The following is a 14,330-nucleotide window of genomic DNA, read 5'->3' on the forward strand; positions in this document are numbered from 1 at the left end:
GAATATAAAAGCGACAAACTAATGAATGACCTACAAGATAATAGTTTAGATATAGAGCTACCGGTTAAAGAAATTCGTTTAAAATATCCTGGTACTTGGTTTTTTACCGGCATAGCAATATTTTGGACTGTATTTTTTGGCGGGACTTTTTTAGCTATTGTCGTATTCAATGGGTATCTTCCTCTCAAGCATATTTGGACAGATTGGGTCATTTCTCAAAATTATGAGGTCGTTCCGGAATTACAGGCTGATTATGGATGTAGGCAAAGTAATTATCATCTTATTGAATGTGGTTTTAGCTTTGAAAAAGATGGAATTTTAGTAGAGAAGTATAAAGGTAAATTTGATGACTACCCATTTACTTTATATGATTTTCTAACTCCTGATAATTTTGCATTACGCGGAAAATCTGCTGTTGTAAGAAGTGTCAATGACCCTAATAAAATTACAATTCAAGTTGGTATTGATACGTTAAAAACACGTTTAGTTGCTTTTCTGGCCATTTATATATTTATGGGTAGTATGGTGTTACTTGGCTTGTGGGGGGCAAGTGTCTGGTGTCGGTTTTGTTATCATCGGCTTACGCGAAATAAGGTACATATTTGTGCGGTCAAAATTGATAGGGTTGATAAACGTTGGGGCGGTACATTTTATTACCTTTATGGTTTAAAGCGCGATGGTTACAGCGATGTTTTGATAATTGTACCCAACTCTTTAGCTCTGGCTTTAACATATAAAGCACGAAATGCTGGGCCTTTTACTCTCATAAAAAGGCGCCAAGAGCCTATTTTTTTGGATGAAGAACACACAATTGGTGTTGCCATTCAACCGCAGGGTAATGGCGGCGGCCTTTTATTAGATTATAATTTAACACAGCTTGCTTTATCAAAGGAAAATAAAAATAAGCTGCTTAATAATATAAAGGCCTATCAGCAATGGATTGCACAGCACCCTAAAAAATTGCAACAAATAAGCGATTTCATAGATCAGGAACCAGAGACAAAAATCCAAAAAATATTTAATCCGCCGAAAAATTAGGATTTCGTGTTTTTTGTAGATGATCAAATTTATAAGATAACGATTTTGAGATGAAATATTACTTGCCAATCGTCAATAAGTTATATCTTACGCTGCTGATAGGCATTCTCATCGTAATTAAATGGTAGCACCTTGTGATTGTAATTTGTTGATAATTTAGAAAAATGAGCAGGAATGAGTATTGGTTTGATTATAACTTAATTGATTTTAGGTTTAGCATGAAATACATATTATTATAGAGTAATTATAAATAAAATTTGAGTAAACATATACAATCCAATTGCATATATTAAAATATTTTATATAAATATCTTTTTTATAAATTGGAAACCTATCCCATGCAAAACCGTGATTTGGAAGAAAATGACTTTACGCTACAAGAAATTATAGCTTTAAAGAATATTGCACGCCAAGCAAATGAAGTGCGTCCTATTCGGCACGGGCGTGTTATTGTTCCAATTATAGCTATATTTTCAGGTCTTATTTTTCTAGCCATTTCAATTGGAATATTTATAATTATGTTTTATATAGATGAACCTCTTGAGGATAACGCTAAATATGGCTTTGCTGGCATTTCTATATTTCTTTTTCTTATAAGTATCGTTGTTTTATTTAAAGGTTTTAGAAATATGTTGGGTAAGGGCAAGCCGGTTATTACCTTAACCCCTGAAGGTTTTATTTTGCCAAGGGGCAATAAATTTATTCCTTGGAATTTACTCGTAAACCTTAATATGACAACCTTTAGTTTCATGTCACACATTATAGAATTTAAGATTGCAAAAACACTTGAAGATAAACAACGTTTTTTGGAGAAAAAACCAAAAATAACAGGAACTTTATTTGATAAATCAATCTATAGAGTTGCCGTAACCGCTTTGGGTTTTGAAGGCTTATCATCGGGTAAAATGATGCGTTTAATGGAAACCTATATAGAAGCTGATGCCGCCCGAAAACAATTAGATGCGCTAAATATTATCTATAACTAATAATGTTCATATCTGTTGAACTATAAAATAAGAGCGCTCCTTTGATAGGATTAAACCAAGGGCGCTCAAATATTTATATTATCAGAAATAATTTCGATTTATTGATAAAAATGTTTTAAGCTTCACTGCGCAGAGCTTCAATTTCATCTTTGATTAAGAGTTTTTTGCGCTTTAAATCAGCGACCACAAGGTCATCAACGGATGGAGCATTACTAGCTGTCTTAATTTCAGCCTCTAAAGCATCATGTTTTTTTTCCAATGCTTCAAGATGTGCAGATATGGTCATTATAGTACCTCCATTTTGTTGAACTCTTTAAATACTATGTTGCAATAAATAATTATTGCTTACCTTTTAGATTTATGGATTTTTAAATTTTGATCAAGGGGGATGTGCATTAAAATTTATTTATTTATCTTTTTTTGCAAATATTGCCTTGATTGCTAAAAGCATGTTTTGATTGCCTGTAAAATTGTGCTAACATGCGCGCGAAAACATGGTGACCGGTTATTGCGAAAAATGCTTATTGGCTATCATTTAATTGAAATTTAAGTAATGCCACCTTTAACAGTCGCTTTTAAAAAGCAGGAAAAAAATGGCCTCTGAACAAGAACAAGTTGAAGTGAAGCTCGCTGTTGCCCGTTTAAAACAAGATCATGCTGATTTTGATGCTGCAATAAATGCGATGAGCGCACAAGGTTGCGATCCGCTGCAAATTCAACGTATAAAAAAGAAAAAATTGGCAATTAAGGATCAATTGCAAAAACTGGAAGACCAGATCATTCCTGATATTATTGCATGATGCAATTAAATAGATTGCAACCTAACTTTAAACTTCTTGCTTATTCCATCCCTAACAACGCATAAAGAGGAAATTGTCGATGTCAGAGGTCAATGCAGATATTGCCATTATCATGGGTAGCCAATCAGATTGGGAAACAATGCGACACGCAGCCGATACGCTTGACGCGCTTGATATTTCCTATGAGGCGCGCATTGTATCCGCTCATCGCACACCAGATCGTCTGGTTTCTTTTGCCAAGGGCGCAAAGGGGGCGGGCTTTAAAGCGGTTATTGCTGGTGCTGGCGGTGCTGCCCATTTGCCCGGCATGACAGCAGCAATGACCCCCTTACCAGTTTTTGGTGTGCCAGTGCAGTCAAAAGCATTGTCAGGACAAGATTCGCTTTTATCCATCGTGCAAATGCCTGCTGGCATTCCAGTTGGTACTCTTGCTATTGGTAAGCCTGGCGCTGTAAATGCAGCACTTTTATGTGCTGCTATGCTGGCAGTTTATGATGAGGATCTTGCTAACCGTCTTGATGTTTGGCGCGCCAGTCAAACCGCCAGCGTTGCTGAATTTCCGGTAGACGAGGTGTAAGGATGAAAAAACTACAACTCGGCGACACTATTGGTATTATTGGCGGTGGACAACTTGGGCGCATGTTAGCAATGGCGGCAGCACGGCTTGGTTTCAAAACCATTATTCTTGATCCACAAAGCGATTGCCCTGCAGCGCAATGTGCCAATGATGTGATTATTGGCTCCTTTGATGATGAAGTTGCATTAAATCGCCTTGGCGAATTATGCGATATTATTACTTATGAATTTGAAAATGTTCCGGTGGCAGCCATTGATAAATTGGCGCAAAATCACACTATCGCACCGTACCCAGCTGCGCTTGAAATTGCTCAAGATCGGTTTTTGGAAAAAAAATATCTCAATGAATGTGCAATTACTACTGCACCTTGGCGCCCTGTCGATGATCTTTCTTCACTTTTGGCGGCAATTGCTGCTTGCGGGGGAAAGGGCATTTTAAAAACCCGCCGTTTTGGTTATGACGGCAAAGGGCAAGTGCGGATCTCCAGTGAAGATGAAAAAGAAGCCGAGAGCGCTTTGGCAGATATTGGCAATCAACCGGCCATTTTTGAAGGTTTTGTTGATTTTAGCCGCGAAATTTCAGTCGTTGCGGCGCGTTCGCAAGATGGCAAGGTTGCATTCTTCGACATTCCTGAAAATCGTCATAGCGATGGCATTTTACGCCGTTCTACCATTCCGGCAGCCATTTCTGATGACACAGCCAATCAAGCTCGCCAATATGTTGAGACTTTGCTCCATGCGCTAAATTATGTTGGCGTTATAGCAGTTGAGTTTTTTGTTTTGGCGGATGGTAGTTTGATTGCCAATGAATTTGCACCGCGTGTGCATAATTCCGGCCACTGGACCGAGGCTGCCTGCGTTATATCGCAGTTTGAGCAACATATCCGCGCCATTGCTGGCTTGCCGTTAGGCGACCCAAAGCGCCATAGCGATTGTGTGATGGAAAACCTTATTGGCAATGATGTAGAGCGTCTTCCACAATTATTGAGTGAACCGGATGTTTTAATTCACCTTTATGGTAAAAGCGAAGTTCGTGAAGGGCGCAAAATGGGGCATTTTACGCGGCTTGTTTCTTGATATTTGAAACGAGCTTGACCAAATTTCCAAAGCCAATGTCTTAAGTCATTAGGCGGCTCTCTTGATTGTTAAATCATTGAAATGATTCTTAACAGCAACCAACGAGGGTTAAAACGGTATGAGCAAATTTGTATTATCGGCAAAAATGCTGTTTATTAAAGCAAATGCCTCGTAAAAACAAAATCTTTACGGGGAAAGGCTTGACAAATAGGCACTTTACAGTTTATCAGACAGCAGATTTTAAGAGTCCCCTATTGGGGCTTTTGTGTTATGCCCGGCGACGGGTTGCAAAAAACGGTGATTGATATGAAGATTAAGAATTCGCTTAAAGCGCTTATGGCCCGTCACCGCGACAACCGTATGGTTCGCCGCAAGGGTCGTATTTACATCATTAATAAGACTGCACCACGCTTTAAAGCCCGTCAGGGTTAATTGTGTGGCTGGTCAATATCATTTAGATATTGGGTAAACCAGCAAGCATTTTAATTATCATGGCCTGCTCTTTGAGTGGGCCATTTTAGTTTTAATGGGACAGAATTAGCCTTATTATCAATTGCTTTTTGGCTTTTAATAAAATGCTTATTGCCACATTATATTTGTTGTAAATAGCATGATGAGCATGAATAAAAGGCCTCATAGGCTTATTTTTTTGCCATGCCCTACCTATATATTATTGCATAGTTTTTATTTTGCATCGGTTGTTTTATGAAACACAGCACTACAGAAATACCTTTTTGGCAATATAAAACTCTCAACCAAATGACCAAGGCCGAATGGGAATCGCTTTGTGATGGTTGCGGGCGGTGTTGCATGCATAAGCTTGAAGATGAAGACAGCGGTGATATTTATAATAGCAGCGTTGGCTGCAAGCTGTTAAATGGTGAAACCTGCCTTTGCAATAATTATCCAAGCCGAAAATCTATTGTACCTGATTGTATCCAGCTAACCCAAGAAATTATTGAAACGGTAAAATGGCTGCCTGATAATTGCGCCTATCGCTTGATTAGCGATGGTAAGGATCTTGAATGGTGGCATCATCTTGTTTCTGGTAGCCGTGAAACCATTCATGAGGCTGGCATTTCAGTGCGCGGTAAAGTGCTTGTTCATGAAGATGAATTACATGATCCTGAAGACTATTTGCAATATGTGACGGAAATCATTTATAAAAATCTTTCATAGATTCTATTACTGTCATCACAGCTTTTGACAATTGGGAATAATCAAGCAGGAATAAGAATGAGCTTTTTACCCTTTCATAAAATAGAAGCTGATCGCTCGAAGGCCATGCTTTTATTAGGCGATCATGCAAGACGTGATCTACCCGATGAATATGGCGCACTTGGTCTGCCAAAATCAGAATTTGAGCGTCACATTGCTTATGATATTGGTGTGGAGCCACTTTTAAAAGTTTTGCAGAAAAAACTTGGCGTTCCAGCTTTAATGAGCGGTTTTTCGCGACTCTTAATTGACCCCAATCGCGGTGAGGATGATCCAACCCTTATCATGCAATTATCAGATGGTACGACCATTGCTGGCAATTATCCGTTAAGCGAAGAAGAGCGGCAAAAGCGCATTAATCAATTTTATCGCCCTTATCATGACGCTATTGTCCATGAATTATCCGCCATTGCCACTGAAAGCCAAACAGCGCCATTTATTGTGTCGCTTCATTCCTTTACCCCCAAATGGCGCGGTCAAAGCCGTCCATGGCAAATTGGCTTATTATGGGATAAGGATGGGCGTGCAGCCCTGCCGCTTCTTGATATGCTGCGTCAGGAAGGTGATCTTGTTGTGGGTGATAATGAACCTTATGATGGCGCATTAATTAATGATACGCTTTATAAAAATGGCACAAAAAATGGCTATGCCCATATTTTGATTGAGATTCGCCAAGACCTCATCGTTGATGAAGCAGGCGTTCACGCTTGGGCGGAGCGATTAGCACCAATGCTTATTGATTTAAATAGTCGCAAAGAAATGCACGAAGTCCAGCATTTTGGTACGCGTGCCTATTAAATAAACTAAGTTAGATTTTTCAAAAATGTGCATAAGCCTTAATATGACAGTTTTTAGCGTTTAAAATTTTACAAATGCCAGCATTTTGGCTAATAGGAAACCAAATTTGAGCATTATCAAAGCGGCTACAATCGACCATGCTTTAACAATGCTGCCAATAGTCAGCTTCTGATAAAAGCTTTGATGAGGCAATGAAAATTTGCTGTGTATTTAATCGACATAGCTTTGATTGATTAACTTTATAAAAAGTTTCCTGTGCTTTTTTAGCGCAAGATTATTATGTTGAAATTCACCAATGTGGAGAGTCTCGTGAGTGATATTTTAGATGAAACACAAGCGGTAGCTGTTGGTCAGCTTCGTTCCTTTATCGAGCGTATTGAACGCCTTGAAGAAGAAAAGAAAACCATCAGCGATGATATCAAAGATGTTTATGCCGAATGTAAAGGTTCTGGTTTTGATACCAAGGCAGTGCGGGCAATTATTCGTTTGCGCAAAAAGGAAGAAAATGAGCGTCAGGAAGAAGAAGCAATGCTTCAGCTTTATAAAGATGCTTTAGGCATGCCATAGGGTCTGTGCCATTTAATATTTTTTCAAAAAAGCCCATTGCTTCCAATTATAATCAAATTGCAATCAATGGGCTTTTTATTTGGTTTTTTAAAAAATAACGGTGCTTATTGACGCTCTAATGCAAACCACCAACGCCAAGCAAGGTTTCGATAATGGTGGGATCTTGCTTCAAATCTTGCGGCGTGCCTTTAAAAGCAATTTGACCGCGCTCTAAAATCAGTAAACGATCGGCAAATTCTAATGCTGTTTCAATCCTTTGCTCAACCAGCAAAATGCTCATATCATTACTTTGCGCCATTTTTTTAAATGCCGTCATTAATTCATCGCAAATAACTGGCGCTAAGCCTTCAAGCGGTTCATCCAGCAATAATAGCTTTGGTTTGCCCAAAATAGTTCTTGCGGTTGATAGCATTTGTTGTTCGCCGCCCGATAATTGCTCCCCCATATTATTACGCCGTTCTTTCAATCTTGGGAAAAGCGCATAGGCTTCTTCAATTGCGGTTTTTGACCGTTGTTTAAGACCAGCAATCAAATTTTCCTCAACGGTTAGCGTTGGAAAAATATCTCGAGTTTGCGGCACAAGCCCAAGTCCAGCCAGTGCACGCTCACTTGGGCTAATTTTGCTAATATCTCTGTTCCCTAATTTTATTGTGCCACTATAATGGCGGGTAAAACCGGCAAGGCTTGCAAAAAGCGTTGTTTTGCCAACACCATTGCGACCAAGAATGGCAAGGCGCGAGCCGCTAGCCACTTCAAAACTCACATTTTCAATGATACGGGTTTGCCCATAGCCACTATTCAGCCCACTAACGGTTAAAGATAAGGCGGTCATTGTGCATAACTCCCCAAATAAGCAGTTCGCACATGGCTATCTTGAATGACATCTTGGGGAGATCCATCAAAAATAACGCTGCCTGCTGCCAAAACGATAACGCGGCTTGCAAAGCGAAAAACCAGATCCATATCATGCTCGATCATTAAAACAGCAAGATCATCGGGCAGGCTTGCAAGCGCATCTTCAATTAAACCCGTTTCGCTTTGCGGCACGCCAGCGGCAGGTTCATCCAACAGCAAAACCTTGGGATGCATGGCAAGGCTAATGGCAATTTCAAGCAAACGTTGCTGGCCATAGGCAAGAAAAGCAACCTTTTGTAAAGCAAGACTATCAAGGCGTAGCTTGGCAAGAATTGCATAGGTTTCGTCCATTATATGCGACATTGAGCGATAATTACCAAAGATGCGATTGGTTTTGCCTTCATGCTGCATAAGCGCAAGAGCAATATGCTGTTCTGGTGTCATATCTTTAAATAATCGCGTTACCTGAAAGCTCCGCACCAAGCCTTTACGTACTCGATTAGTAATTTTAGCATTGGTAATATCTTCGCCAGCCAAAATAACCGCACCAGCGCTTGGTTTTAAATGGCCAGTTACCAAATTGACCAAAGTTGTTTTACCTGCACCATTGGGGCCAATAAGGGCAAGGCGGTCACCCTTTTGCATGGACAGTGAGACATTATTGGTAACGGCTAATCCGCCAAAGTTTTTTAAAAGACCAGAAACCTCAAAAATCGCCGTCATGATTTTTTTAACCTCACCAATTTTAAGATTTTTTGAAAACTTCCGTAAAGTCCTTGCGGGGCAAAAAGCACCACAGCAATTAACACTGCGCCAATGATGGTAAGCCAATAAAAGGGATTGGCAGCCGAGACGATATGTTCAAACCATAAAAATGTAACCGCGCCGATGAGTGCGCCATAAAGTGAGCCAGTACCACCAACCACCAACATAACCAAGGATTCTGCTGATAGGGTAAAGCTTAAACTATCAAGACCAACCACTTGCGTTGAAATAGCATTTAAAGCGCCGCCAATGCCAGCAACGCTACCTGCTATAATATACATGCGTAATTGATTGGAGCGGATGGATGCCCCCATAGCCTCAACCCTTACAGGATCTTGCTTGATGGCTTGACATAATAACCCAAAGGGCGAGCGCACAATGAAAATAAGTATAAAAACAACGAGGACAAGCAAAAATAAGCCATATAAATACGCTGTTTGCCCCCAAAGATCAAATTCAAAAATACCCAAAAGCGGATCAACACTAATGCCGCCAAGCCCATCACTGCCGCCCGTCCATTGCGATGCTTTATTGGCAATTTCATGAAATAATTGCACCACTGCGATAGAGAGTACGAGTTGGGCAAGCCCATGGGCGCGAAGAATAATTGCACCCGATATAAGTCCGGCGCATGCGCCAGCAATAAGGCCAATAAGGGTCATTAAAATAGGATCATAAATACCAAAATGGGCGCTAGCAATGCCGGCAGCATAAGCACCGGTGCCAAACAAAGCTGCTTGGCCTAGGGTTGCAATACCGCAATAGCCAGTAATAAGATCAAGCGATAAAACCAATAGTGCAATGGATATGATGCGCGTCAATAATGCAAGATTGTCAGGAAAGACATAAAAACCAATAAATCCTATGCTAAGGATAAGAAAAAGAGCGATTGGGGTTGCAAAATCTAAGCGTTTTGGCACTTTATAACGAGATATCTCAGCCTCTTGCATTATCGGCGATGGGATATCTTTTGATCTATGATCGCTCATCTTTTCATCCTTCCAACCAGACCACGCGGAAAACACATGACAATGATAATCACCGCAAGATAGAAGAAAAATTCGCCATATTCAGGTACAATATAGCGGCCAGTTGTATCAATCGCGCCAAGTAAAAGACAGGCAATCAAAGCTCCCGGTATTGATCCAGCACCACCAATAGACACCACCACTAAAAACGTTACCATATAGCGCATGGCATAATAGGGGTTAAGCGGCAATAATTCCGCGCCAATAATGCCACCAAAGGCAGCAAGACCAATAGCAAGGGCAAAGCTTAAAGTATAAATAGTTTGGGTTTTAATGCCTAAGATTTGTGCCATATCGGCATTGTCCACCGCCGCACGCAGCTTAATGCCAAAACGCGTACGCTCAATTAACAACCACAAACTAAGGGCAATAATCATGCCAGAGGCAATAACAAATAGCCGCTGGGCAGCAATGACGCGAAAACCAATATCAACCGAACCTTGCAAAAATTCTGGTATGGCAATGGTTTTTAATGTCGGGCCAGCCAGATAGTTGGTGATACCGATAATCACAAAGGTGATGCCAATGGTCATTAACACTTGGGTGAGTTCAGGCGCATCATAAATTCTGCGGTATAAAAAATGCTCAAGCGGAATGGCAATCAAAATTGTCACAAAAATCGCCAATGCCATTGCCGCAAAATAGTTTAAATGGAGTTCGCTGACCCCATAGGCGGCAAGATAGCCGCCTATCATAGCAAAAGCACCATGGGCAAGATTAACCACACGCATTAAGCCCATAGTGAGTGATAGGCCAATGGAAATGATAAATAAAACCGTTCCATAGGCAAATGCATCAACACCGATGCTTGCTATTGTTTGCAACACATCTTTCCCCTTATGGATTATATGATAAAAGTCATTTTACACGCACAACAAAATATAAGAGCCAGCCATTTTAGCATTTTAGTTAGGCGTGCTCTAACTGATGATGAAACTGTTTCTTTACAATTAGAGCGCATTTCGATCTGATTGGATGAGATCAGCGCACTAATGCATTGTTTACACCGCATTTTTATCCGAAAACCGCTTCACACTTTTCAAAAAACTCTCTAATTCTGCTCCAAGCCGGGGTCACCCTGCTTTTCAAAGGTTTCGATTTCCTTATTGTAAAACTGTCCTGCATCATCCTTGGCAATTTCGCGCAGATAAATATTTTGGGTAATATGGCGAGAATTAGGATCAATTGACACAGGCCCTCGTGGGCTTATCCATGCCATGCCTTTTACCGCATCAACCGCCTTTTGCGCATCTTTTTTGCCATTGGTCGCTTCAATCATTTTATAAATGACATGCATGCCATCATAGGCGCCAACAGCGGTGAAAGATAATTCTTGTCGGTTACCAATGGCTTTTTGTGCACCTTCAACAAAGCGTTTATTTTCGGGTGAATCATGGGAAATTGCATAATGGAAAGTGGTAAACATGCCAAGCGCACTTGCACCTAAGGCAGGTAAATCACTTTCTTGCGTTAAATCACCGGGGGCAAAGAGCGCAATATTAGCATTCTTCAAACCATTATCGGCATAGGCTTTCATAAAGCCAAGAGTGGTTGGACCAGCAGGTAAAAAGGCAAAGGCACCATCGGCGCCTGAATCCTTGATGCGTTGCATAATTGGACTAAAATCATTGGTAGCAAGCGGCATGCGCAAGGAAGAAACAACCTCGCCACCTGCCTTTTGATAAGCGGTGATAAAGGCTTTTTCTGCATCAATACCGGGGCCATAATCACTAACAACTGTAATGATTTTCTTGGCGCCCTTTTTCATCACCACTTGGCCAAGCGGTGTTACCACTTGCGGCAAGGTAAAAGATGTGCGCACCACATAAGGGCTTTGGGTGGTTATGCTGGAAGTTGCGGCATTCATAATAACCATCGGTACATTGCCCTGTTTTAATAAGGGGGTGACAGCCATGGCATCGGGGGTAAAGAAAAAACCGCCAATATATTGGATTTTTTCGCGCACAATTAATTCTTGCGCAAGCGATTTTGATTTGGCTGGATCGGCACTTGGCACATCACGATAGATAATTTCAATTGTATCATCACCGATCTTATTGCCATGCTCAGCAATGTAAGTATCAATACCTGCTTTAAAATTTTTACCTTGCAACGCAAAAGGCCCAGAAAATGGTCCGATAATACCAATCTTAATCGTATCAGCATAAGCCGTGCCCGCCATAAGACTAAGGCCTGCCAGTAATGCAGTAAAATAGCGTTTCATGTTTCCTCCCAATTTTTTATTTTCAGTAATTGATCCTCATTCCTTGCCATATTATTTGTTTGAATTTTCTTGCTTGGCTCTCACAAGCATTTCATTCAATCTAAACTTTGTAAACCTGTATAATTTTCTGCAAAAGCCTTTTGTGCCGCTTTTGAAGACACAAGATAATCAAACTCGGTGCGTTGCATTTTTTGGTCAAAGGCACTCGATTCATGAAAACGATGCATCATCATGGTTGTTGCCCAAGAAAAACGTTCAGCTTTCCAAATGCGCGCCAAAGCTTTTTTTGAATAATCATCAATGCCAGCATTGGATTTTTCAATATAATATTCAGTGAAAGCCTGCCATAAATAGCGTACATCACTTGCGGCAAGGTTTAAGCCCTTAGCTCCGGTTGGAGGTACAATATGGCCGGCATCACCGGCAAGAAATAGCCGGTCAAAGCGTAAAGGTTCAGCAACAAAAGAACGTAAGGGCGCAATACTTTTTTCAAGGCTTTTGCCGCCTTGTAACCTATCAGCATATTTCTGTGGTATGCGCTGGCGTAATTCATCATAAAAAGCAGCATCAGTCCAATCTTCAACATGATCGGTTAAGGCAACTTGCAAATAATAGCGGCTTCTTGTGAGAGAGCGCTGCGAGCAAAGAGCAAAACCACGCTTGCTATTGGAATAAATCAATTCTTCGGCAATTGGTGGCTCATCGACTAATAATCCAAGCCAGCCAAAGGGATAAAGGCGTTCATATTCAACTATTTTTGCTTGCACAGTGCGCCGGCTAACACCGTGAAAACCATCGCAACCGGCAATAAAATCGGCTTCAACCTGATGGGTGACGCCATCCTTTTTAAAACTAATGCGACAATTATCACCTTGATAATTTTCAATGATGACATCATCAGCTTCATAAATGCTAGGCGCACCGCAATTTTTACGCTCTTTCATTAAATCTTGGGTGACTTCAGTTTGGCCATAAACCATTACTGAACTATGTACTGTTTCGCTAAAATCAATGCGGTGAACATCATCATCAAAGGCAAGCTCAACACCAAAATGCACATGGCCCTCCAGCTCCATGCGAATACCTGCGCCAGCTTCATGAATAAGTTTTCTTGTGCCATCTTCCAAAATACCAGCCCTAATGCGAGATAGCACATATTGCGGCGACTTGCGCTCGATAATTAAAGTATCAATGCCTTGCTTGTGCAATAATTGTCCAAGCAAAAGACCTGCAGGACCTGCGCCAATTATGGCAACTTGCGTTTTCATTTTTCCTCCCAAATGATATTATGACTTTACTGTATTGATAAACTTTGCTCCATTTAATACCTCCGCCGCTAATAATAGCGCTGCACCACTGGCTTGGCATATTTGTGGTAAAACCAACCATTCTAATGTCCAAGCAGCGCCAGAGCGTTCATTTTCATGTATCATCGATTGATGAAGCGCCCCCATAAGTCCTGCATTAAAGCGTCCAATAGCCACCAAGGTTTCAGCCGCAATTGGGTTATGCTTATGAGCCATGGCTGAGGACGCGCCGCCGCCTTGTAAAACGAGTTCTCCCACCTCATTTTGGGCAAGCAAAGCGATATCTTGACCAATTTTACCAAGGGCACCACTGATAAGACTTAAAAAATGACCCACGTCAATAATCGGTTTACGGTCGCTTTGCCAAGAATGTTGCAAGCTCAACCCTAAATCCTTCGCCATAAAATTAGCAATCTGCGAAACATTGCCATCAAAGCTCTTGCCATTACCAATTGGGCCTGCAAGCTGCAAACGCAGGATTTTTTGTCGATAAAAACCAAAATCAGCGCAAATATCTTGCAATAGCGCCTTCCATTGCTGAATTTTGTCAAAAGCCGTAAACGGCAAAGCCACCTGCATGCGGGTATGCGCCATAAGCGGCGTTGCGCCCTGTTGGATTTGCAAATCAGCAAGCAATGCAATTAAGGTTTTAATGCGCTGTTCAAAAATATCCAAAATATTTCTTAGACGCAGCATCAAGCCAGTATCTATAATATCTTGGCTGGTTGCGCCAAGATGCAAAAATTTTTGAAATTGCGGCGCGATATTTTGGCGCAATTGTCGCAATAATTCAGGCACAGCAACGCCGTCTTTTGCCATGGCAGCCGCAAAGCCATTTAAATCTGGGCTAAATGTTTGGCAAGCATCATCAATGACCGTCAAGGCTTCCTCTGTAATAAGCGCGTAATGTTCCTGCGCCTTGGCAAGGGCAAATTCCACCTTTACCATTGCAGCAATTTCAGCCTTTTTGGTAAAAAATGCGGCTATTTCTGTATCTTTAACCAGATCATCAACCAGCACTTTGATGCCCCTTTTTGATGTTTTGAATTATTTCTAATATTTCATTTAAACGCAGATTAGATTTTAAGTAA

General features: G+C 41.0%; 17 protein-coding genes. 9 read left to right on the forward strand and 8 right to left on the reverse strand.

The window, feature by feature from the left end; genetic code table 11:
• Window positions 1-21: 21 nt before the first annotated feature.
• Window positions 22-1,038, forward strand: a complete 1,017-nt coding sequence (locus N6B01_RS00315; protein ID WP_262079368.1) for a hypothetical protein — start codon at window positions 22-24, stop codon at window positions 1,036-1,038.
• 338 nt (window positions 1,039-1,376) lie between these two features.
• Window positions 1,377-2,024 carry a hypothetical protein gene (locus N6B01_RS00320; protein ID WP_262079370.1) on the forward strand — a complete coding sequence of 216 codons (648 nt, stop codon included), beginning with the start codon at window positions 1,377-1,379 and terminating at the stop codon, window positions 2,022-2,024.
• A 115-nt stretch (window positions 2,025-2,139) separates the two neighbouring features.
• On the opposite strand, the gene N6B01_RS00325 is transcribed toward N6B01_RS00320, so the two are convergent.
• Complete coding sequence (locus N6B01_RS00325; RefSeq protein WP_371739635.1) at window positions 2,140-2,310, reverse strand: YdcH family protein; 171 nt, start codon at window positions 2,308-2,310, stop codon at window positions 2,140-2,142.
• A gap of 307 nt (window positions 2,311-2,617) precedes the next feature.
• Between N6B01_RS00325 and N6B01_RS00330 the strand changes: the two genes are divergently transcribed.
• From N6B01_RS00330 to N6B01_RS00360, 7 genes are all read left to right on the forward strand, one after another.
• Window positions 2,618-2,824, forward strand: coding sequence for a YdcH family protein (locus N6B01_RS00330; RefSeq protein ID WP_182418371.1), 207 nt, complete (start codon window positions 2,618-2,620; stop codon window positions 2,822-2,824).
• A gap of 79 nt (window positions 2,825-2,903) precedes the next feature.
• On the forward strand, window positions 2,904-3,401 hold the full coding sequence (gene purE / locus N6B01_RS00335; RefSeq protein ID WP_262079372.1) for a 5-(carboxyamino)imidazole ribonucleotide mutase: 498 nt from the start codon (window positions 2,904-2,906) through the stop codon (window positions 3,399-3,401).
• 2 nt (window positions 3,402-3,403) lie between these two features.
• Entirely contained in the window at window positions 3,404-4,477 is a 1,074-nt protein-coding gene (locus tag N6B01_RS00340) for a 5-(carboxyamino)imidazole ribonucleotide synthase (protein ID WP_262079374.1), read from the forward strand.
• Window positions 4,478-4,783: 306 nt separating this feature from the next.
• A complete protein-coding gene (gene ykgO / locus N6B01_RS00345; RefSeq protein WP_182419567.1) occupies window positions 4,784-4,909 on the forward strand; it encodes a type B 50S ribosomal protein L36 in 126 nt (41 codons plus the stop codon).
• A 273-nt stretch (window positions 4,910-5,182) separates the two neighbouring features.
• Complete coding sequence (locus N6B01_RS00350; RefSeq protein ID WP_262079376.1) at window positions 5,183-5,656, forward strand: YcgN family cysteine cluster protein; 474 nt, start codon at window positions 5,183-5,185, stop codon at window positions 5,654-5,656.
• A gap of 57 nt (window positions 5,657-5,713) precedes the next feature.
• Window positions 5,714-6,493 carry an N-formylglutamate amidohydrolase gene (locus N6B01_RS00355; protein ID WP_262079377.1) on the forward strand — a complete coding sequence of 260 codons (780 nt, stop codon included), beginning with the start codon at window positions 5,714-5,716 and terminating at the stop codon, window positions 6,491-6,493.
• Window positions 6,494-6,772: 279 nt separating this feature from the next.
• Complete coding sequence (locus N6B01_RS00360; RefSeq protein ID WP_182418376.1) at window positions 6,773-7,060, forward strand: DUF2312 domain-containing protein; 288 nt, start codon at window positions 6,773-6,775, stop codon at window positions 7,058-7,060.
• A 115-nt stretch (window positions 7,061-7,175) separates the two neighbouring features.
• Here the strand turns inward: N6B01_RS00360 and N6B01_RS00365 are convergent, their stop codons facing one another.
• The 7 genes from N6B01_RS00365 to N6B01_RS00395 all read right to left on the reverse strand — a co-directional run bounded on the left by N6B01_RS00365 (window position 7,176) and on the right by N6B01_RS00395 (window position 14,259).
• A complete protein-coding gene (locus tag N6B01_RS00365) occupies window positions 7,176-7,892 on the reverse strand; it encodes an ABC transporter ATP-binding protein (RefSeq protein ID WP_262079378.1) in 717 nt (238 codons plus the stop codon).
• On the reverse strand, window positions 7,889-8,638 hold the full coding sequence (locus N6B01_RS00370) for an ABC transporter ATP-binding protein (protein WP_262079380.1): 750 nt from the start codon (window positions 8,636-8,638) through the stop codon (window positions 7,889-7,891). The genes N6B01_RS00365 and N6B01_RS00370 overlap by 4 nt, the downstream gene beginning before the upstream one ends.
• Window positions 8,635-9,669 carry a branched-chain amino acid ABC transporter permease gene (locus N6B01_RS00375; protein ID WP_262079381.1) on the reverse strand — a complete coding sequence of 345 codons (1,035 nt, stop codon included), beginning with the start codon at window positions 9,667-9,669 and terminating at the stop codon, window positions 8,635-8,637. Before N6B01_RS00375 ends, N6B01_RS00370 begins: the two co-directional genes overlap by 4 nt.
• Window positions 9,666-10,532 (reverse strand): branched-chain amino acid ABC transporter permease, encoded by an 867-nt coding sequence (locus N6B01_RS00380; RefSeq protein WP_262080681.1) that lies wholly within the window; start codon window positions 10,530-10,532, stop codon window positions 9,666-9,668. Before N6B01_RS00380 ends, N6B01_RS00375 begins: the two co-directional genes overlap by 4 nt.
• A gap of 227 nt (window positions 10,533-10,759) precedes the next feature.
• The gene (locus N6B01_RS00385; RefSeq protein WP_262079382.1) at window positions 10,760-11,932 is read right to left on the reverse strand and encodes an ABC transporter substrate-binding protein; all 1,173 of its coding nucleotides are present in this window, start codon (window positions 11,930-11,932) and stop codon (window positions 10,760-10,762) included.
• 95 nt (window positions 11,933-12,027) lie between these two features.
• Entirely contained in the window at window positions 12,028-13,200 is a 1,173-nt protein-coding gene (pobA, locus tag N6B01_RS00390; RefSeq protein WP_262079383.1) for a 4-hydroxybenzoate 3-monooxygenase, read from the reverse strand.
• 18 nt (window positions 13,201-13,218) lie between these two features.
• Window positions 13,219-14,259 (reverse strand): 3-carboxy-cis,cis-muconate cycloisomerase, encoded by a 1,041-nt coding sequence (locus tag N6B01_RS00395; RefSeq protein WP_262079384.1) that lies wholly within the window; start codon window positions 14,257-14,259, stop codon window positions 13,219-13,221.
• Between the last annotated feature and the right edge of the window lie 71 nt (window positions 14,260-14,330).

This window comes from Bartonella sp. HY406 (assembly GCF_025449315.1).
In the GTDB taxonomy this organism is placed as follows: Bacteria; Pseudomonadota; Alphaproteobacteria; order Rhizobiales; family Rhizobiaceae; genus HY038.